At 65.3% G+C, this 20746-nt stretch carries 17 protein-coding genes; 12 read left to right on the forward strand and 5 right to left on the reverse strand.

The genetic code is table 11. The annotated features are described in order from the left end of the window. The first annotated feature begins 1 nt into the window (after position 1). The 6 genes from kdpC to IPP91_17995 all read left to right on the forward strand — a co-directional run bounded on the left by kdpC (position 2) and on the right by IPP91_17995 (position 8181). A complete protein-coding gene (gene kdpC, locus IPP91_17970) occupies positions 2–580 on the forward strand; it encodes a potassium-transporting ATPase subunit KdpC (protein MBL0143930.1) in 579 nt (192 codons plus the stop codon). A 6-nt stretch (positions 581–586) separates the two neighbouring features. Beyond that, a complete protein-coding gene (locus IPP91_17975; GenBank protein MBL0143931.1) occupies positions 587–3331 on the forward strand; it encodes a DUF4118 domain-containing protein in 2745 nt (914 codons plus the stop codon). After that, positions 3328–4023, forward strand: coding sequence for a two-component system response regulator KdpE (gene kdpE / locus IPP91_17980; protein ID MBL0143932.1), 696 nt, complete (start codon positions 3328–3330; stop codon positions 4021–4023). The genes IPP91_17975 and kdpE overlap by 4 nt, the downstream gene beginning before the upstream one ends. A 761-nt stretch (positions 4024–4784) precedes the next feature. Further along, complete coding sequence (locus IPP91_17985) at positions 4785–4937, forward strand: hypothetical protein (GenBank protein MBL0143933.1); 153 nt, start codon at positions 4785–4787, stop codon at positions 4935–4937. Between the two features lie 154 nt (positions 4938–5091). Further along, complete coding sequence (locus IPP91_17990) at positions 5092–6585, forward strand: DUF1254 domain-containing protein (GenBank protein MBL0143934.1); 1494 nt, start codon at positions 5092–5094, stop codon at positions 6583–6585. A gap of 57 nt (positions 6586–6642) precedes the next feature. Further along, on the forward strand, positions 6643–8181 hold the full coding sequence (locus tag IPP91_17995; GenBank protein ID MBL0143935.1) for a DUF1254 domain-containing protein: 1539 nt from the start codon (positions 6643–6645) through the stop codon (positions 8179–8181). Between the two features lie 299 nt (positions 8182–8480). On the opposite strand, the gene IPP91_18000 is transcribed toward IPP91_17995, so the two are convergent. The 3 genes from IPP91_18000 to guaB all read right to left on the reverse strand — a co-directional run bounded on the left by IPP91_18000 (position 8481) and on the right by guaB (position 13210). Further along, positions 8481–9569, reverse strand: a complete 1089-nt coding sequence (locus IPP91_18000; GenBank protein MBL0143936.1) for an AraC family transcriptional regulator — start codon at positions 9567–9569, stop codon at positions 8481–8483. 590 nt (positions 9570–10159) lie between these two features. Then, on the reverse strand, positions 10160–11737 hold the full coding sequence (guaA, locus tag IPP91_18005) for a glutamine-hydrolyzing GMP synthase (protein ID MBL0143937.1): 1578 nt from the start codon (positions 11735–11737) through the stop codon (positions 10160–10162). Between the two features lie 12 nt (positions 11738–11749). Beyond that, positions 11750–13210 (reverse strand): IMP dehydrogenase, encoded by a 1461-nt coding sequence (guaB, locus tag IPP91_18010; GenBank protein MBL0143938.1) that lies wholly within the window; start codon positions 13208–13210, stop codon positions 11750–11752. 142 nt (positions 13211–13352) lie between these two features. Between guaB and IPP91_18015 the strand changes: the two genes are divergently transcribed. Genes IPP91_18015 through IPP91_18030 form a run of 4 tightly spaced genes read left to right on the forward strand, consistent with a single transcriptional unit; the run spans position 13353 to position 18192 of the window. Beyond that, positions 13353–13724 carry a hypothetical protein gene (locus IPP91_18015; protein MBL0143939.1) on the forward strand — a complete coding sequence of 124 codons (372 nt, stop codon included), beginning with the start codon at positions 13353–13355 and terminating at the stop codon, positions 13722–13724. A 48-nt stretch (positions 13725–13772) separates the two neighbouring features. Next, on the forward strand, positions 13773–14213 hold the full coding sequence (locus IPP91_18020) for a DUF4124 domain-containing protein (protein MBL0143940.1): 441 nt from the start codon (positions 13773–13775) through the stop codon (positions 14211–14213). 43 nt (positions 14214–14256) lie between these two features. After that, positions 14257–16572, forward strand: a complete 2316-nt coding sequence (locus IPP91_18025; GenBank protein ID MBL0143941.1) for a hypothetical protein — start codon at positions 14257–14259, stop codon at positions 16570–16572. Between the two features lie 9 nt (positions 16573–16581). Then, on the forward strand, positions 16582–18192 hold the full coding sequence (locus IPP91_18030) for a hypothetical protein (GenBank protein MBL0143942.1): 1611 nt from the start codon (positions 16582–16584) through the stop codon (positions 18190–18192). On the opposite strand, the gene IPP91_18035 is transcribed toward IPP91_18030, so the two are convergent. Together IPP91_18035 and IPP91_18040 are read right to left on the reverse strand one after the other, a co-directional pair. Beyond that, positions 18158–18448 carry an RnfH family protein gene (locus IPP91_18035; protein ID MBL0143943.1) on the reverse strand — a complete coding sequence of 97 codons (291 nt, stop codon included), beginning with the start codon at positions 18446–18448 and terminating at the stop codon, positions 18158–18160. The genes IPP91_18030 and IPP91_18035 overlap by 35 nt on opposite strands. Continuing rightward, positions 18448–18912 (reverse strand): type II toxin-antitoxin system RatA family toxin, encoded by a 465-nt coding sequence (locus IPP91_18040; protein ID MBL0143944.1) that lies wholly within the window; start codon positions 18910–18912, stop codon positions 18448–18450. The genes IPP91_18035 and IPP91_18040 overlap by 1 nt, the downstream gene beginning before the upstream one ends. 81 nt (positions 18913–18993) lie before the next feature. Between IPP91_18040 and smpB the strand changes: the two genes are divergently transcribed. Both smpB and IPP91_18050 read left to right on the forward strand, forming a co-directional pair. Further along, entirely contained in the window at positions 18994–19440 is a 447-nt protein-coding gene (gene smpB / locus IPP91_18045; protein ID MBL0143945.1) for an SsrA-binding protein SmpB, read from the forward strand. A 203-nt stretch (positions 19441–19643) separates the two neighbouring features. Continuing rightward, the gene (locus IPP91_18050; GenBank protein ID MBL0143946.1) at positions 19644–20708 is read left to right on the forward strand and encodes a hypothetical protein; all 1065 of its coding nucleotides are present in this window, start codon (positions 19644–19646) and stop codon (positions 20706–20708) included. Positions 20709–20746: the final 38 nt, after the last annotated feature.

Raw genomic sequence — 20746 nt, forward strand, 5'->3', positions numbered from 1 at the left:
CATGACCTGCGTCATTCGTCCGGCTTTGGTCCTGTTCGCGGTGCTCGCCGCGCTGACCGGTGTCGTCTATCCCCTCGTCGTCACCGGCATCGGCCAGGTGGCGTTTCCCGACCAGGCCGCAGGCAGCCTGATCGTGCGCGATGGCCAGGCCGTGGGATCGGCGCTGATCGGGCAGAGCTTCAGCGACCCGACGCACTTCTGGGGGAGACCCTCGGCCACGGGCCCGATGCCCTACAACGCCAGCAACTCCAGCGGCTCGAACCAGGGGCCGCTGAGCCCGGCGCTGGCCGATGCCGTCAAGATCCGCATCGAGTCACTGCGCGCTGCGGACCCCGGCAACACTGCACCGGTGCCGGTGGACCTGGTCACGGCCTCGGGCAGCGGTCTGGATCCGCACATCAGTGTTGCAGGCGCAAGATTCCAGGCCGCCCGGATCGCCTTGGCTCGCAGCCTGCCGCCCGCACAAGTGCAGCAACTCATCGGTACGCACACCGAAGGGCGCATGTTCGGGTTCCTTGGCGAACCCCGGGTGAACGTCCTGCAGCTCAATCTTGCGCTCGACGCCGCACGCGGGCCATGATGAACCATGCCGGCGCTGCCCGAAATCCAACGCCCCGACCCTGACGCATTGCTGGCCCGGATCCGGCAGGATGAGCAGCGCGCGAAGCGCGGCCGATTGCGCATCTACTTCGGCTCTTCGGCCGGCGTCGGCAAGACCTTCGCGATGTTGCTGGCGGCCCGCAAGTTGCGCGCCGATGGGGTGGACGTGGTGGTCGGGGTCGTCGAGACCCATGGTCGCGGCGAGACCGCGGCGCTGCTTGACGGGCTGCCGGTGATGCCACTGGCGCAGATCGAGTACCGGGGCAAGCAACTGGCCGAGTTCGACCTCGACGGCGCGCTGGTCAGCAGGCCGGGCCTGATCCTCGTCGACGAGCTGGCACATTCGAATGTCGCGGGTTCACGCCATCCCAAGCGCTGGCAGGATGTGGAGGAACTGCTTGCCGCCGGCATCGACGTCTACAGCACGCTCAACGTCCAGCATCTGGAGAGCCTGAACGACGTGGTGGGGGGCATCACCGGGGTCGTCGTTCGTGAGACGCTGCCTGACACATTCTTCGATCGTGCCGACGAGGTCGTGCTCGTCGACACGACGGCCGACGAGCTGATCGAACGGCTCGCCGCGGGCAAGGTGTACCTGCCTGCCCAGGCCGAGCGGGCGTCGAGGCACTTCTTCCGCAAAGGCAACCTGATGGCCTTGCGCGAGCTGGCGCTGCGCCGGGCTGCGGACCGTGTTGAAGACGATGTGCAGGCTTATCGCATCGACCGCAAGGTCGGGCAGGTCTGGAAGACCGAGGGCGCGCTGCTGTGTTGCGTCGGCCCGGACGAGTTCGCCGAGCATGTCGTGCGCAGCGCTGCATTGCTGGCGCAACAGTTGGCCGTCACCTGGCACGCGGTGTACGTCGAGACGCCGACGCTGCAACGCCTGGAGAAGGCGCGGCGCGAACGGATACTGCAAACGATCAGGCTGGCTGAGCGGCTCGGGGCCCGCACGGCCGTCCTCTCGGCGCAGAGCGTAGCGCAGGCGCTCGTCGCACATGCGCGCGCCCACAACCTGTCAAAGGTCGTGTTGGGCAGCCGCGGCTTGTCTGCCTGGTGGCCGCGCCGGACGCTGGGCCAGGCCCTTGCGGCAGTGGCGCCCGACATTGATCGCATCGAGGTCGGCCAGGCGCAGAAGTCACGCACCGCGGCCCGGCCCCGCGATGGCGTCGCCGGCAGCGATGGGGCCGGCGCGGCGCCGCTTCGGCCGTATCTCCTGGCGGCCGCGGCCTGCGCAACCACGACGGCCCTGACCCATCTGCTCGTGCCGTATTTCGATCTGCCCAACGTGGTGATGGTCTTTCTGCTCGCGGTGGTCGGCGTGGCGGTGTGGCTGGGCCGCGGACCGGCGGTGCTGGCGGCCATCGTCAGCGTAGCCGCATTCGACTACTTCTTCGTGCCGCCAAGACTGTCGTTTGCGGTGTCCGACGTGCAGTACCTGCTGACCTTCGCCATCATGCTGTCCGTCGGCCTCGTCACCGGACAGCTCACCGCGGGGCTGCGTTTCCAGGCGCGCGTGTCGACTCATCGTGAAGAGCGTTCGCGGGCCCTTTTCGAGGCCGCGCGGGATCTGTCGAACATGGTGACCGTCGAACAGGCGGTGGAAGTCGCGCAGACGGTGATCGCCCGGGAATTTCGTGCCCAGGTACGGGTCTACGCGCTGGATTCGGAGGACCGCCTGCAGCCGCGTGCCGACGCCGACACCGTCAAGGGCCTTGACCTTGGCACGGCGCAATGGACGCTGGATCACGACCAGCCTGCCGGGCTGGGAACAGACACGCTGTCGGGCAGTGCTTGGCTCTACCTTCCATTGAGAACGGCCGTGCGTTCGCGCGGAGTGCTGGCGATACAGCCCGATCAACCGCGCTTCCTGCTGGTTCCCGAGCAGCGGCGGCAATTGGAGACCTTTGCGGCATTGACCGCCATGGCCCTGGAGCGGATTCACTATGTGGACGTCGCGCGCACGGCCACCGTTCAGATCGAATCGGAGCGACTTCGCAATTCTCTGCTGTCCGCCCTGTCGCACGATCTGCGAACACCGCTCACGGCCCTGGTCGCCATGGCGGATACCCTGACGTCCAGCCAACCAGTGCTGAGCGAGAGCCAGAAGAGTCTGGCTGAGGGCATTCGGGAAAGGACCCTGCGCATGGCGGCCATGGTCACGAACCTGCTTGATATGGCGCGCATCCAGAGCGGCGAAGTCCGATTGAGCGTTGAATGGCAGTCGATCGAGGAGATCATCGGAGGCGCCCTGAATGCGGCTCACGATTGTCTCGGCGAGCGAACGGTGGAAGTACGCATCGACCCGAGCGTTCCACTGGTTGAATGCGATGCGGTGTTGATCGAGCGCGTATTGGTCAATTTGCTGGAGAATGTCGGCAAGTACACACCGGTCGGCTCACCTGTGGAAATCCTCGCCCGCCTGGTCGATCAGGAAGTGCACGTGAGTGTCCGTGACCACGGACCCGGTGTGCCGCGCGGTCGCGAAGCGCAGATCTTCGAGAAGTTCACGCGCGGCAACACGGAGTCAGCCACACCGGGGGTCGGCCTCGGACTCGCGATCTGCAGGGCGATCGTCGAGGCGCACCGCGGGCGCATTCGCGTTGAGCCCACCCACCTGCACGGTGCTACTTTCACATTCACTCTTCCGCTGGGGACGCCCCCCTTGATCGACTTGGACGAGGACGTCCGAGCTCCGGATGAAGGTGCCGACAGCGCGCGGGCGCGGGCATGAAGTCGCGTTCTCCGATCGCGCTGGTGCTCGAGGACGAACGCGAAATCCGCCACTTCGTGCGCACGTCCCTGGAAAAGGAAGGCTGGCAGGTATTCGAGGCAGACACCGTGAAGCAATGCCTGATCGAAACCGGGACGCGGCGGCCCGATCTCGTGATAGCGGACCTGGGTCTGCCCGATCGGGACGGCGTGGATTTCATCCGCGAGGTTCGCACCTGGTCGGCCGTTCCCATCATCGTGCTCTCGGCGCGAACCCACGAGAGCGAGAAGGTGGCCGCGCTGGATGCGGGCGCCGACGACTTCATCACGAAGCCGTTCGGGATCAACGAGCTCCTCGCCCGCACGCGAGCCAGCTTGCGACGCATGCGGGTCGGGCCTGTCGCGACGGATGTGGTGGTTCGCTTCGGCGGCGTCGAGGTCGATCTCGCTGCCCGCGTGGTCAGAAAGCGCGGGAGCGAAGTGCATCTGACGCCGATCGAATACCGTCTTCTCGGCGTGCTGATAGCCAATGCGGGCCGCGTGCTCACCCATCGCCATCTGCTGCGCGAGGTCTGGGGCCCTTCGCACGCCGAGAGCACGCACTACCTGCGCGTGTACATGGGCACGCTGCGTCAGAAGCTGGAAGACGACTCGGCCCAGCCGAAGCACATCATGACCGAGACGGGGGTCGGATATCGGCTCCTGGTCGACTGACACAGGCCGATGGATCCCGATGGACCTCCAGTGTTGTCAACCGGCTCGCAATCCGCACCCCCACCTGGTCATATTTCCACGCCGGTTTGCACTCGACGCGGGTCACCCTTCGAGATGTATCGACATCCATCTATCGGTTCTCGCCACGATTCCTGGCAGCGTCAGCAATCCCTTCTATTGGGCGAAATGGTGCGTAACAAGTGCCGGCATCCGGTGAGTTAATCTTTTGTTTCTTAACACATTTTTCGTCTTTTTTTACCGTCACAGCGCCATGGGTTAGGTGATCGGATGGCTGAGCAGGCCGTCGAGGGCAGTGTCCTCCCGGTCGAACCTCAGGTGGCTGCTTTCCGCGTCCCGGCTCAGCCAGCCCAGGATCCCTGCCACCACGGCCGTCGTGCCGACTCTCCCCCGGCACGGCCCGGCGAATCGTCGCGATTCCCCCGATTTGTGCTTCGCGGACCGCGACCGGCGCAGCCAGGTCCTCCAGCGCCCCTCACCGGCCCCTAGCCCTCCAACCTCACGGTGCAAAGCTGTCCCTGGCTTGGCCATGGCGCCGACAAGACACGCCCTCTGGATTGCGCCAGATCCAGTGCGGCGATGTGCGATTGCCGTGCGGCTCGTGATCTGATCAATCCGGCCGCTCGGGACCAACGCGCGTCAGATAGTCGAGAAATGGTAAGAACGGTCAGGAACAACGGAGGAGCATCGCGACGCTGCAGCACCACGGGACACCGTGCCGGTCGTGACACACGCAGTGCCCTGTGCTGCTGACGATCATGAGTGATTTATCGACAGGGACCGGTTGGCGCAGCCTGTTCGTGGTCGTCGGGAATCGTGAACCGCGCGGCCTGATCCGCGCCGGACGGACTACCAGCCCGGCACGCGAATCTTCCGGCAAGAACAGCAAACCGTGAGGCATGAAGAAATCCGCTGCCGGTATCGAATAACGTCAGGCGGTCAGCAGCAACAATTAGGTCTGGGGCGAAATTACCGTGACCCTACTTACTTGAACGGCGTTAAATCTTGAGGAATGAAGCAATGAAATCGACCTGCAAGACCTGGTTCGGCATGGCAATGATGACGGCAGTGATCATGCTGCCCGGCTTGAGCATCGCACAGACATCTGCACCGAAATACGCACCCAACGTGCCAGCAAAGATCACGACACCCGATACGGTGGAGACCCGGATCGGCAAGCTGCGCTTCAAGGACGGCGCCCCCGATCCCGCAACGGTCCAACTGGCCTATGACCAGTTGGACTTCAGCCGCGGCACCGATGCGTTTCTCAAGGGCATGTCGGCGACCTCGATCCAATCCTTTTGCGCGGGCTTTGAGTCGGCGGGCTTCAAGGCCAACCACGGCATCGGCATTACCGAAGACCTGATGGATGCCCGCTCGCTGTTTCTGACAGGCAACAGCACGACCGTCTACGCCTTTATGTGCGTCGACCTGAAGGATGGACCGATCGTCGTAGACGTGCCGCCGCGGGTTCTGGGTACGGTGGACGACGCCGATTTCCGCTGGGTGACCGACATCGGGCTGACCGGTCCGGACAAAGGGGCGGGCAGCAAATACCTGTTCGTCCCACCCGGCTACAAGGGCACTGTGCCCGCGAAGGGCTACCGCGTCGTCAAGCCACGCACCAACCGGTCGCTGGTGTTCTATCGCGCATTTGTTGAAAAGGGCGACATCGCGGCGGCGGTGGCGGGCGTGAAAGCCAAGGCGGCGATCTATCCCCTTTCCCAGGCGGCCAATTCTCCAGCAACCACCTTCGTGAACACCTCGGGCAAGAAGTTCAACACCATCAGCGCCAACGACTTCAGCTTCTACGAGGAGTTGAACGCTGTGGTCCAGAACGAGCCTGCGGACTGGGTCGATGCGGATACCGTGGGCTTGTACGCGGCGATTGGCATACGTAAGGGACAACCATTCGCACCTGATGCACGGATGAAAAAGATACTGACGGACTCGGTGGCGGTGGGGAATGCCATCGCCCGCTCGGATTTTTTTGCCTCGCGAGATCCGAAAGCCCCACTCTTCTCCAACCGGAAATGGTTCTCACCGTTCGTAGGCAACAGCTACCTGTTTCTCAACGGTGCTGAGCGTCTGCTCGACGCGCGGACGATGTTCTTCTTCTACGCGACGGGCATCACACCAGCAATGAGCTATGCCAAGCCGGGCACCGGTTCCGCCTACGCAATTGCCGCGCGCGATGTGAACGGAAACTACCTGGATGGTGATCACACCTACACGGTGACGCTACCCGGTCCGATACCCGCAAAAAACTTCTGGTCCTTCAGCGTGTATGACAACCAGACTCGTTCGATGCTCCCGACCGACCAGAAGCTGGCGGGCACCGACAGCACGGTTCCGGGCATCAAGATGAACGCGGATGGTGGCGTCACCATCTGGCTCGGGCCCGCGGCACCGGCCGATCATCAAAGCAACTGGGTGCAGACCATGCCCGGCAAGGGCTACACCCTCGGCCTGCGACTCTATGGTCCGCTGGAGCCATGGTTCAACCAGACCTGGCGGCCGGGAGATGTGGAGCTGGCGAAATAGACACGCACCTCACTCATGACTGACCGGCAAATTCTGAAAAACAAGGGGATCGCAACAATGAAACATCATCTGTTTGTCACAACACTCGCGGTCGCCGCCATTACCATGGCGGCGACTTCCCGTGTCTATGCGCAAGCGCTCAACGGCCCGCCGGCAAATCCGCAGTTCAAATACTCGACGCAAACGCCGACCGGCGTGAAGGTACCCGATAGCGTCGACACCAAAATCGGCACGCTACACTTCTTTGACGGTTTCCCCGACAAGGCCTCGACCGAAAAACTCTATGACAACCTCGACTTCCAGCGAGCGGTGCAGGCGTATCTGCTAGCCATCCCGGTCGTGAGCCAAGCGGCCAACCGCGATGCCTACCGCACGCTCGGTCCACTGAATACGATCCTGCCGATCTTCGAGCAGCTGCAGGACGCGCGCAGCATCATCCTCACGGCCAACAACAACACCATCTACAACTGGTTATGGATTGACCTCAGCAAGGGGCCGCTCGTCCTGGAATTGCCCCCGAAATCCCTCGGCACTGCCAACGACATGTGGGGCCGCTGGGTCGCAGATATCGGCATTACCGGTCCGGACAAGGGCAAGGGTGGCAAGTATCTGTATCTACCGCCCGGCTACAAGGGCAATGTGCCAAAGGGCTATTTTGTGGTGCATTCACCGACCTACGGTCTGTGGACCCCCTGGCGCAGCTTCATGGTGAACGACGACCCGAAACCGACCGTGGAAGGCGTTAAGAAAGTCACGAAGATTTATCTGCTGGCCGATGCCGGCAAGGCGCATCCGCCGCTCAAGTTTGTGGACATGTCGGGCAAGCCGTTCAACAGCGTGTATCCGGCGGACTACCGTTTCTGGGAACTGCTCAACGAGGTCGTGCAGGAGGAGCCGACTGACTCTCTCGACCCGGTCCAGCTCGGCTTCTTCCAGTCCATCGGCATCGAGAAGGGCAAGCCCTTCGCGCCCGACGCGCGCATGAAGAAAATTCTGACCGAAGCGGCCACCGTGGGAGATGCCACCTCCCGGGCCATCGCCTTTCAGTCCCGGGAAAAGGCCGTCTATTACTATCCCGACAGCAACTGGCAGCGGCCGTTCATCGGCGGCTACCAGTTCCAGACCGTGCCCGGCGTCTTGAACCTGGACGCGGCGACCTTCTATTTCGCCCAGGCAATCCTTGTCACGCCTGCCATGGAGGCAAAGATCGTGGGCAAGGGTTCCCAATACGCCTTGACCGGCCGCGACGCCGGGGGCCAACCGCTGGACGGAGGCAAGAACTACAAGGTGCACCTGCCGCCAAATGCGCCGGCGAAGGACTTCTGGTCGCTGATTCTCTACGGCAACCAGACGCGCTCAATGATCCAGACGGATCAGCGCTTCCCGAGTGTCAGCAGCCAGACCAAGGGGCTGCAGGAAAACGCGGATGGCTCGGTCGACGTGTATTTCGGTCCCAAAGCCCCGGCAGGAAAGGAGTCCAACTGGGTTCAGACCACGTCGGGCACTGGCTATTTCGTGGCCTTGCGCCTCTACGGCGCACTCGAACCGTGGTTCGACAAGACCTGGCGGCCGAGCGAGATCGAGCCTGTCAAGTAACTCGCGTTTGCAGTTCGCGCTGTCCCGGATGAATGCCCTCCAGTTGCTGCGCTCAGCGCTGCGTTCGCCGTGCTCGGCGCCGCAGATCCCCTCGACGTCCAGGTCCATCATCCGCTGGGCCACGAAACCCACCATCTCGCGCAGCAGGTCGGCGTCAGACCCCTTCTCAAGAAGCTCCGCCAGTGCCATCCTCATGTCGGTCATCGGTGTTCTCTCCGTTGTTGGTGACGTTCTCGCAAACGCAACCGTAGCGGAAAACCCGATGACCCCCCGAAAGGGGCCCCTCTACACATCAGCTCTTACACCACTTCCCGGGGCACGACCAGGCGCGCGCGCCAACGCAACGGGGGCGCTCCTGACCAGCGTCGGAATGCACGGGTAAAGGCAGCGGGGTTGGCGTATTGCAGGCATTGCGCGATCGCCAGGATCGGCAAGTGGGTCGTCAATAGCTGCTGCGAAACGTCGTAGCGTACTTCATCGACCAGCGAACGGAACGCGGTCTGGTGCGCCACCAGCCGACGCGCCATCGTACGCGGGTGCACGGCCAGTTCATCGGCAACTTTCGCGCTCGATGTCGATCCGCTCAGGAGCTGGCGGCGCACGATCCGCCTGATCTGGGCGAGAAGATCACCTGTACTTCGTGCTTCCATGTCCCGGGCCTGTGCCTCGAGTGCCAGCAAACCCGCGGGATCGCTTGTTGTCAGTGGGGCATCCAGCCACTCGCGTTTGAACACAAGGGCTGTGTGTTCGGCATCAAATCGCAGAGGCGCGCTGAAGAAATCCCTATAGGGCTTCAGGTCGTGCGGGCGTCTCCGGGAAAATAGAACTTCATCCGGGCGCCAGTGCAGGCCACACAGCGATTGCATGATGTTCATCAATCCGCACAGAGAAAGATCGTAGATGAATTCGGGGCGCTCAATGCCCGGCTCGTAGAGCGCGTAGCTCAACTCCGCGATCTGGCCGTCTTCAGAGAATGTCGCCAGACCGCCACCATCGCTCAGAGTCAGGTAGCGCCCCAGCAGTCGAAGCCCGCTGCGCACATCGGCCGCCGATTTGACCAGATCCGCGACGATCCCAAAGGATTCCAGTGTTGCACCTTTTCCTAACATCAACCCCAAGTGTGCACAACCAGTACGGTCAGCGCATAAGCCGATCAATCGGCCGCCCTCACGGAACGGAATCAGGTTCTCGGGATCATCAAACTGATCCGCGGGCAGCCCGGACTCGCGAAGGACACCATCGAGACCGACGCCAAATTGATCCAGCAATGGCACCATTGCCAGAATCACTGAAACCCGGCTATAGCCGCCCGGGACCACGCCACCCGGACTGGCCGCTTTGTGAAGTATCTCGGCATCTGAATCCGTCAAAACCGAATTCTTTTGCATAGGGGCATTCTCATTGCGCTACGCGTGGTGCAGCAGGCGCCAGTTTGTCACGAGCGGGCAAGAAGTTGCATACAAGGCATTTCAAACACCACGTGAGCGGAGTCTGCCAGCCCGGAATCCCGGCCGCCACGGCTGGCGAGCCTGCCTTCTTCCCGCAGCGCCGACCCACGGGCCCGCAAGTCTCCCCGCTGCCTCCGGATTTGCGTAAATCAGACCGCCACCCGCGCAGCCGGCTGGCCCCGGCGTCGTGAACTCGACCTGAACAGCAAACCTCCAATCCGCCGGAAGCCGACGCCATCGAGAGGCTCCGGCACGACCGGGGAGACATTGAGTGAAAGTCCGAGACACACCCGTCAGCCGCGGGGTTCTACGAAGGGATCTGGCCAAAACCCCGCTTTTTGGCGTCCGATTTACCGTCAACTTCACGTGTATATCTGCGCGCACCCCAGATGGAGGGAAACCCGGAAGCACTTTAGGGTTCAATCACTCAAGACAGAGCAGTCATCTTGTTTGCTGCAGAACGACAATAGTTGATGCAAACAGTCAATTGCATGACTCGTATGACATTTCTACAGCATCAACCATGACAGTCATTCCCACTCGATCGTAGCCGGCGGCTTCGACGAGACGTCGTAGACCACACGGTTGATGCCGCGCACCTCGTTGATGATGCGGTTGGAGACGCGGCCGAGCAGGTCGTAAGGCAGTTGCGCCCAGTGCGCCGTCATGAAGTCGGTCGTCTCGACGGCGCGCAGCGCGACCACGTAGTCGTACGTGCGTCCGTCCCCCATCACGCCCACCGAGCGCACGGGGAGAAACACCGCGAATGCCTGCGCCACCTTGTCGTACCAGGACAAGCCGTCCGGCGCCTTCGTGCTGCGCAGCTCCTCGATGAAGATCGCATCCGCCCGCTGCAGCAGGGCCGCGTACTCCGCCTTCACTTCCCCCAGGATCCGCACGCCGAGCCCCGGTCCCGGGAAGGGATGGCGGAAGACCATGTCGCGCGGCAGCCCCAGTTCCAGGCCCAGCGCGCGCACTTCGTCCTTGAAGAGTTCGCGCAGCGGCTCGAGGAGCTTCAGGTGCAGCGATTCCGGCAGCCCGCCCACGTTGTGGTGCGACTTGATGTTCACCGCCTTCTTGTTCTTGGCGCCGGCCGATTCGATCACGTCGGGATAGATCGTTCCCTGTGCGAGCCACTTCGCCTTCGGCAGAGCCTTCGCCTCGTGCTGGAACGCCTCGACGAAGAGGCGCCCGATGATGCGCCGCTTCTGCTCGGGATCGGCCACGCCGGCGAGTTCGCGATAGAACTCTGGCGCGGCATTCACGCGGTCCACCTTGACCCCCATGTGCTGCGCGAAGGTGTCCATCACCTGGTCGCCCTCGTTCAGGCGCAGCAGCCCCGTGTCCACGAAGATGCAGGTGAGCTGGTCCCCGATCGCCTTGTGGATGAGCGCCGCGGCCACGGCGGAATCGACGCCGCCCGAAAGGCCCAGGATCACGTCGTCGCCGCCGACCTGCTCGCGGATCCTCGCGATCGCCTGCGGCGCGAACTCCGGCATGTTCCAGTGCCGCTCGCAGCCGCAGATCTCGTGCACGAAGCGCGAGTAGATGGCGCGCCCCTGTTTCGTGTGCGTGACTTCGGGATGGAACTGCACCGCATAGAAGCGCCGCGCGTCGTCGAACATGCCGGCGATGGGACAGGCCTCGTTGGATGCCATGACCGAAAACCCCGGCGGGAGCTTCGTCACCTTGTCGCCGTGGCTCATCCACACGTCGAGAAGGCCGTGGCCTTCGGCATTCGCGTGGTCCTGGATGCCGTCGAAGAGCTTCGAGTGCCCGCGCGCGCGGACCTGCGCGTAGCCGAACTCGCGCATCTTGCCGGCCTCGACTTCGCCACCCAGCTGGGAGGCCATGGTCTGCATGCCGTAGCAGATGCCGAGCACCGGCACGCCGGCGTGGAACACGTAGGGGTCGGCCGCCGGAGGTTCCTCCTGCGTCACCGATGCGTGACTGCCGGAAAGGATGATCCCCTTCGGCGCGAATTCGCGGATGAACCGCTCGTCCACGTCGTGGGAGTGCAGTTCGCAGTAGACGCCGGCCTCGCGCACGCGCCGCGCGATGAGCTGAGTGACCTGCGAGCCGAAGTCGAGGATGAGGATCCGGTCCATGACATCCCGCCTTCAGTCGATCTGGTAATTCGGCGCTTCCTTCGTGATCTGCACGTCGTGGACGTGCGACTCGCGCATGCCCGCCGACGTGATCTCGACGAATTCGGCCCGCGCGCGCATCTCCTCGATGGACCGGCACCCGGTGTAGCCCATGCTGGCGCGCAATCCCCCCATGAGCTGGTGGACGATCGCGGTCACGGGCCCCTTGTACGGCAGGCGGCCTTCGACGCCCTCGGGGACCAGCTTGTCGGCGTTCATGTCGCCTTCCTGGAAGTAGCGGTCGCTCGACCCCTTCTGCATCGCTGCGAGCGACCCCATGCCGCGGTACGACTTGTAGGAGCGCCCCTGGTAGAGCTCGATCTCGCCGGGCGCCTCTTCCGTGCCGGCGAAGAGGCTGCCCAGCATCACGTTGGAAGCGCCAGCCGCGATCGCCTTGGCCACGTCGCCGGAAAAGCGGATGCCGCCGTCGGCGATGCAGGGAATGCCGCTGCCTTCGAGGGCCGCGGCCACGTTCTGGATGGCGGTGATCTGGGGCACGCCCACGCCGGCCACGACCCGCGTGGTGCAGATCGAGCCCGGGCCGATGCCCACCTTCACGCCGTCGGCCCCGTGGTCCACCAGCGCCTTCGCGCCGTCCCGGGTCGCGATGTTCCCGCCGACGACCTGCAACTGGGGAAATTGCCTCTTCACCCACTTCACGCGGTCGAGCACGCCCTGCGAGTGGCCGTGCGCCGTATCTACGACGAGCACGTCCACGCCCGCTTCCACGAGCCTTTCCACGCGCTCCTCGGTGCCCTCGCCCACGCCGACCGCAGCGCCGACGCGAAGCCGCCCCTGCTGGTCCTTGCAGGCGTTGGGGTGCTCGGAGGACTTGAGGATGTCCTTCACCGTCATGAGGCCGCGAAGCTGCCAGTCGCCGTTGATCACGAGCACGCGCTCGAGGCGGTGGCGGTGCATGAGCGCCTTGGCTTCCTCCAGGCTCGCGCCCTCCTTCACCGTCACGAGCTTGTCGCGCGGCGTCATGATGTTCTTCACCGGCTGGTCAAGATTCGTCTCGAAGCGCAGGTCCCGGTTGGTGACGATGCCGACCACGCGGCCGGCGTCGAGCACGGGCAGCCCCGAGATCCGGTGCTTGCGCGTGATCTCGAAGACCTCCCGCACCGACATCGTGGGCGTGATGGTGATCGGGTCCTTCACCACGCCGCTCTCGAAGCGCTTCACCTTCGCCACTTCGCCCGCCTGGGCCGCGGGGGGCATGTTCTTGTGGACGATGCCGATGCCGCCTTCCTGCGCGAGGGCGATGGCGAGCCGTGACTCCGTCACCGTGTCCATGGCGGCGGAAAGGAGCGGCAGGTTCAGCTGGATCGACCGCGTGAGGTGGGTGGTGAGGCTGACTTCGCGGGGAAGGACGATCGAATGGGCGGGAACGAGGAGGACGTCGTCAAATGTGAGCGCTTTCTGGATGACGCGCATGCTTTAGCCTCGATACAAAAGGAAATTATACCGGGGTGGCCCCCATCCCAACAATCTCGGCCACTGACGAGCCCCTTGATTGACGTTGCGGTAGTTTCTCGGTAAGGTTTCGTAAATGCTTGAAAGATCACGGATTTGGGGCATGCGGCTGCGGGCTCTCGCGACGGTCCTCGCGATTGCCGCGCTGGGGCTGGCCGGATGTGCGACGACCGCGACCGAGCCGCCCGCGCAGCCCGTGGCACCGACGGTGGCGCCGGTGGCCGTCGAGAAGCCCTCCGCGGATCCCGGAGCGCTCGCAGAAGAAGCCAGCGCGCTGCTGGCCCAGGCGGAAACGGACATCCAGCGCGCGCGCGCGCGCCGTGCGCTTTGGGCAAAGGCGTGGGAAGCCCTGGTGGGCGCCCGCGCTTCGCTCACGGCCAGCGACAACGCCGCCGCGATACGGCAGGCCAGACGGGCAAGCGAGCTCGCGCAGCTCGGTCTCGAACAACTGGCCTACCCGGCCGTCGCGCAATAAGTGATCCAAGGTCGAGCAACGAGCCGACCGCCGATAAGGGAGTTCGCCATGAAGCAGATCCTTTTACTCGCTTGTACCCTCGTGGTCTCCACCACGGCCGTCGCGCAGCTCTACAAATGGGTGGACAAGGACGGGCGCGTCACCTACTCGGACCAGGCGCCCCCCGCGTCACAGGCCAAGCAGTTGAACGTGGACACGAGCCAGCCCGCGGCCCCGCAACGGTCGGCTGTCGATCGCCAGAAGGAGGCCGAAAAGGCCAAGATAGCGGCTCAGGAAAAGGCGAAAGTCTCCGACAATGCCGCGCAGAAGGCGCAGATCGATCAGGAAAACTGCGCCCGTGCGAAAGCCTACCTGCGCACGGTGACCGACGGCGGCCGCATTTCCACCACCGATGCCAAGGGCGAGCGCATCCTCCTGGACGACCAGCAGATCGAGGCGGAGCGCGTCAAGGCACAGAAGACCGTCGACGAAGCCTGCAAGGCTTCATGAGCCACCAAGGGGTAACCGCCCGCTAGAGGCGACACAGGAACCCATGAAGGCGCACGCATCCTCCATCATCCGGCGGGGTTTGGCCTGCTTCCTTTCCGGGCTCGCGCTGCCCGCGGCCGCGCTCGGCATGGGCGACCTGCAGGTGCATTCGTCCCTTGGCGAACCGCTCGACGCGACCGTCGCCCTCAAGACCTTGCCCGGCGAGGCGGTCGAGCCGGGATGTTTCCGGCTGGGCAACGCCCGCGCGACCGACCTCCTGGTGGCCGCGCAGCCCACGATCGCCATCGAGACGCTGGCCGCGGCGTCCCGGCTTCGCCTGCGAACGGTGTCGGCCATCCAGGAGCCGGTGCTGCAGATCCGGCTCAATGCCTCTTGCCCAGGGGGCCGCGCGACGACCCGGGACTACGAACTCCTCTTCAGCGCTCGCGCAGTGCTGCCGCAAGCGGCAGCCCGGGATGCCGCCGGCACCACGACAGGCCCTGCCCCCGGCGATGCCACCGGGACCGCCACCAGGGAGTCCGCGCCGCCCGGCGGACAAGGGTTTCGCGCACTGCCCGGCGATACCCTGGCGTCGATCGCCACCGCGATCTACCCGAAGAACCGCAGGGCCCGCGAAGCCTACCTGCAAGCGCTTCGAGCGGGCAACACCTCGCTGGCCAGCCTGGCGCCTGACGAGCCGCTCCCCCCGGGCACCGAGATCGCCCTGCCTGACCTGCGCCGGTTTTCGATGAGCCTCGCGACGACTCCGGAAGTTGCGCCCGCGCGCAAGCAGGAGGTCGCGACAAGCCCGGCCACGACGCCGCCCGGATCCTCCACACCGCGCCGCAGCGCCGACGATACCGGGCGCCCTCCGGCGGCATCGAAGGTCGCAGATCCGCAACGCGAAACGGCCGTGGCGGCGAAGACCGACGCACCGAAGCCCGAACGTCCCCCAGCCTCGAAGGCTCCCGCCGCAATTCGCGAGGCGCCGGCGCCGAAGCCACCGGCTTCGACGAAGGCTACACCCAGGGCCAGCCCGTTCGTGCTGCGACTTTCATCCGCGGAGGTCGACCTGAGCCGAAGTCGCGGCATCGACGATCGCACGCGTTCCCAGTTGCGCGAACGCCTGCTGGTTCTCGACGCGGACGACCAGGTCGCTGCGCTGCTCACGATGCGCCACAGCCTGAGGCAGCTCGAAGGCCGCGTTGCGGAGCTGCAATTGAAGCTTTCCGCCCTGTCGCCTGCCGCGCCTGCGAAGCCTGCCGCGCCCGCCGCGCCCGCGATGCCTGCCGCGGCGCTTGCGCCTGCGCCACTGCCGGCGCCGGTCGCACCGGCTCCCGTGCCCGCCGTTCCCGCGAATCCGGCAATCGAAAAGCCGACCCCACCGGTGCCCGCCGCGAAGCCCGCCGCGCCTGATTCAAGACCCGCCGTGCCGGACAAGGCCCCGCTCCCCGAGCCAAGGACTGGCGCATCCGACAAGAAGCCCACGCCCCCCGCTCCTTCTGCTTCTCCCGATCAAAGCGTGTCACAGGCGAACGGGGCACCGTCGTGGCTGTGGGGTGTGCTTGCCCTGCTTGTTGCCGGCATCGCGGCACTTGCCTGGCATCTGTCGTCCCGTCGCCGGAAGGTGGCACCGCCCCCCAAGGCGGCATCCGCCGCATCCGACCTGGATGAGGCGGAAGCCCTGATGCGAGGGAGCAGCGCGAGCAGCGCCGGCCAGACCGCGCTGCCGGACGAGGCGGAACATCGCGTCGTGGCGGATTCCGACGCGAGCCTCGCCACGCGCATCCCGGGTGCCGACCCGACGGCGCTTCGCCGGCGCTACATCGAGGAACGCTTTCCGGAAATCGCGGGCGGCACGATCAACCTCGACCAGCCGGAATCGATCGTGAAGGCCGCGCGGCTCTTCTACGAGGACGGGGCCATTGCGCGTGCGATCGAGCTGCTGCAATTCGCGGCGGAAGAGAACCCGGCCTCCCTCAAGCCGTGGCTCGCCCTGTTCGAGATCTTCCGGCTGGAAAACCTCTCCGGGGCTTTCACCGAACTCGCGGCGCGCTTCCAGGAGCACCATGGCTCGAGCCAGGACTGGCGAAAGGTGCAGTTCATCGGGCGCGAGATCGATCCCGGCAACGCCCTTTATCGCGAAGCCCCGGTCAACAACCTCGAGACCATCGGTTACTCCGCCTCGAAGGCGATCATGCCGGTCACCTTCGATCCGCTCGCCGAGAACTGGCTGAACGCGCCGATGGATTTCACCACCGACGCGCACGCGGCCAGCCTGCACGCCGGCCTCCTCGCGGACGCCGGTCTCAATGACTCGGACCTTGCCGCCGACCCGATGCCGGCACTCAAGAACGTCGAGATGTTCAACGTCGCCTGAGGATCGCCCGTGACGCAAGACGCCAGCGCTGCCTATCCCCTGGACCTCGACCGGGTGCTCGCCGCGAAGTCGATTCGCGACGCGGGTTCGCGTGCGCTCTTCCTCGCGGCTGTGCGCGAGCTCGGCAAGGACACCCCGCCTTTCACTGCCGATCGACTCGATCGGCTGACGCGGGTCGAGGAGCAGTTCGAGGCGCTGCTGCTCTACGACCAGTTCGAGTTCCTTCGCGGGCCCGCGTCGGTCGCCGAGGCCGAGCGCGACTTCGCGCATACCGTGCAGCGCATCTGCCTGGAAATTGCCAACGGGTTCCAGCGCTTCCTGCGCCACCGCGACGATTGGGCCACGACGCCGGAATCCGCCGAGATGAAGTTCCGGGTGACCGGTCTTGCGATGAACGCGATCCACTGTTTCGTGAAGTGGGGCTGCTTCCTGGGCGAGCCCGGCCGGAGCGTGCCGTGGAAGCAGTTGCACGCCCTCTACGCCCTCGCGGAGTCCGGGGGGTACTCGCAGGTTCCCTTCGTCCTCCATCCTTCGCAGCCGAGCTTCAGGCCTTCCGTGCAATCGCTTTTCCTGCGCACGCTCATTCTCGACCTGGTCAATGCCGGCAACCTGTCGCGCGTGCAGCTCGAAATCGCCGACGGCTGGTTCTCGTCGTGGTGCGGGGACTACTCGCTCGACACGGACTACTCGTCACGCTCGCACCTTTTCTACGTGGATCTCGCGACGGATCGGGGCCTGCACCTCATGAGGAACGACAGCCACGGCGACACCGTGCGGTACGTTCGCACCGACGGCCTGAACGCCCAGCTTGAGGAAGTGCAGGCTGGGCTGCGGCACGGCAAGCTCTACGCAGGGCATGGCGCCGGCGCCGTGTTCCCCGTCGAGGAGCATGTGGCGCTGCTCGCGGTCATGGAAAAGCTCTACCAGTCGATGATCGCCAGCGCGGAGAACCGCATCGAGGAGCGAACGCGGTTCGAGGATCGCGAGATCGAGGTCGTGGCAGGCATGGAGCGCGTGCTGGCGAAGATCCGCCGGGGGCCCGAGCCGGCACAGGCCGGGACGGCTTCCCAGGGGGTCACCGTGACCTCCGAAATGGTGGAGATCACCCCATCGGGGCTGTCACTGACTTCCATTGAGACGGCGCCCGCAGCCGCAGTCGCCGTGGACCCGGACATCCAGACCTGGCGCGTGAAGGACCTGAGCTCCAAGGGATACGGACTGCTCGTGGACAAGGCCTCCGCCGATACGGTCATGCTCAATGGCGTCATCGGCCTTCGCAACCAGTTGTCGGGCGGATGGATCCTGGGAAGCGTGGTGAGAAAGCTCGCCAACCGCGTGCGCGGCGAGATCCTTGCCGGTGTCGAGGTCCTTTCCTTCCGGCCGCTGCTCATCGAGCTCTCACCCGCGGAAGGGGGCGCCGCGATCGAGGCCCTCTACCTGCCGGGAACCGAGGCGAGCGGCCGGCTCGATTCGATCATGATCCGCGCCACGGACTTCTCAGCCACGACGCCGTACCGCCTGGAGGCAGGAGGCGCCACCTACCGCATCCGGCTCAACCGCATCGCGAAGAAGGGCGCCGACTGGATCAGGGCCCGCTTCGAGATCGAGGCGAAGACCTGATCCCGGCCCGCGCACGTCGCATGGCCTTCGCGTCGGCTCGCACGTCCCGGTAGATTTCCACCCGATCCGCATCGCGCAGCACGAAGCCCGGACTGCGGCGCCTTCCCCAGACGCCCACGCAATCCAGCGTCAAACCCGGAAAGCGCTCGGCCACCCGGGCGGCGACCAGCGCCTGGGCGAGGTTCGCTCCCTCATCGAGCTCGATCGCGACGACGTCCTGCGCCTCCGCAAGCGCCACCACGACGAGAACGCGCATCAGGAGCCTGCCGCGGGCTGCGCCGCCGCTTCCGAGCGGCGCAGGGCCGCAGCCCGCTCGACGAATCGGTCCACGATCGTCTCCATGATCTGGCCGAACACCGGTCCCATCACGGTGTCCAGTGCCCGGCTGGAAAACGCGTAGTCGATGGAGAACTCGATCGCGCAACCCTCCGGGCCCAGCGGGCGGATGTGCCAGTGCCCGGCCAGGCGCTCGAAGGGCCCGTCGGCGAGCTCGAGGTGGATCCACTCGGGTGGCTCGTTGCGATTGCGCGTGGCCACGTGGGTCTTTAGTCCGTGGAAGTCGATGTCGATACGCGCGCACGTTTCGGTCGGAGTGCGGCCGAACACCTCGATGCCGCTGCACCAGGGGAGGAACTGCGGGTAGTGCTCGACCCCGTCCACGAGGGCGAACATGGCCTCGGCGGAGCGATCGACGATGACCTTGCGGATGATGGTAGGCATGCCAGCGGCATTTTACGGCGCACCCCCGGTAGAATGCGAACCTCGCGCGGAATTGTCCCGTCCGCCCCCGCGTCCTCCCCCATGAGCATCGTCGACAACCGCAAGGCCTTCCACGACTACTTCATCGAAGAGCGCTTCGAGGCCGGGCTCGTGCTCGAGGGCTGGGAGGTGAAGTCGATCCGCGCGGGACGCGTGCAGCTGAAGGAGGCCTATGTGATCGTGCGCGGCGCGGAGGCGTTCATCATCGGCATGCACGTGAGCGCGCTTCCCACGGCATCGACGCATATCCACCCCGACCCCACCCGCACCCGCAAGCTCCTGCTGCACGGGAACGAGCTGGCCCGGCTCATCGGCAAGGTCGAGCGCAGCGGCTACACGCTCGTCCCGATCAATCTCCACTACGCCAAGGGCCGCATCAAGGCCGACATCGGGCTGGCCAAGGGCAAGAAGCAGCATGACAAGCGCGAGGCGCAGAAGGACCGCGACTGGCTGCGCGAGAAGCAGCGGTTGATGCGCAACAAGGCCTGACGCCGTCCGGCTGTTCCCGCCGCCCGGCGCCCGCGGGCGCCGACTCCCGCCAAACAGGTATCAACCGTTTCCTCCCGGAATCAGGCACCGCCGCCGCGCAGCGGGCCTACGATGGCCCCACAACAACGGACTGCGATCGGGGCTCCGGCATCCACGAGAAGTCGTTCCCCGTCCGCGCCGCCACAAGCGAAGGAGGAGAACGCATGACTGTTCGGAAGATCCTGGTGCTGGGTGCCTCGTACGGTTCGCTGCTCGGCGTGAAGCTGGCCCTTGCCGGGCACACCGTGAAACTTGTCTGCCTTCCCGCCGAGGCAACGCTCATCAACGACAGGGGCGCGATCCTGCGCCTGCCCGCGAAAGGGCGCGACGGCCTTGTCGAGGTGAATTCGCGCAGCCTGGCGGGCAACCTCACCGCCGACGGACCCGGCGCGGTCGCTCCCGCCGACTACGACCTGGTTGCCTTGGCGATGCAGGAACCGCAGTACCGCTCGCCCGGCGTGCGCGAGTTGCTGCGCACGGTAGCCACATCCCGCGTTCCCTGCATGTCGATCATGAACATGCCGCCGGTTCCCTACCTGCGCCGCGTCCCGGGGATCGACGTGGCGCGTTGCGTGGACTGCTATACGGATCCCTCCGTGTGGGATGCGTTCGAGCCGCAATTCATGACGCTCTGCAGCCCCGACGCGCAGGCGTTCCGTCCGCCCGAGGATGAGGCCAACGTGCTCCAGGTGCGCCTGCCGAGCAACTTCAAGGCCGCGCGGTTCGAATCGGATGCGCACACCGCCCTCCTGCGCGGACTCGCGGCGGACATTGAGGCGGCGCGGTTCGACCTCGATGGCCAGAGAATCGAGTTGCCCGTGAAGCTCAAGGTGCACGAGTCGGTGTTCGTGCCGCTGGCGAAGTGGGCCATGCTCCTGGCCGGCAACTATCGCTGCGTGCAGGCGGATTCCGTGCGCCCGATCAAGGAGGCGGTTCATGGCGACCTGGCCGCTTCGCGGGCCGTCTACCAGTGGGTCGTGAGCCTGTGCGTCTCGCTGGGCGCCGACGCGGCGGACCTGGTGCCGTTCGAGAAGTACGCGGCCGCCGCGCTCTCGCTCGAAAGCCCGTCGTCTGCGGCCCGCGCCCTGGCAGGCGGGGCGCAGTACATCGAACGCGTCGACCGGCTCGTGCAGGCCGTGGCCGCGCAGAAGGGGATGCGCAATGCCAGCGTGGACGAGACGGTGGCGCTGGTCGATGCGTGGCTGGTGCGCAATCGCAGGAAGGGTTGAACTGACGCTCGCGGCCCCGGAAGCGAAGCCATCCCGGG

This window comes from Betaproteobacteria bacterium, from assembly GCA_016720855.1.
In the GTDB taxonomy this organism is placed as follows: domain Bacteria; phylum Pseudomonadota; class Gammaproteobacteria; order Burkholderiales; family Usitatibacteraceae; genus FEB-7.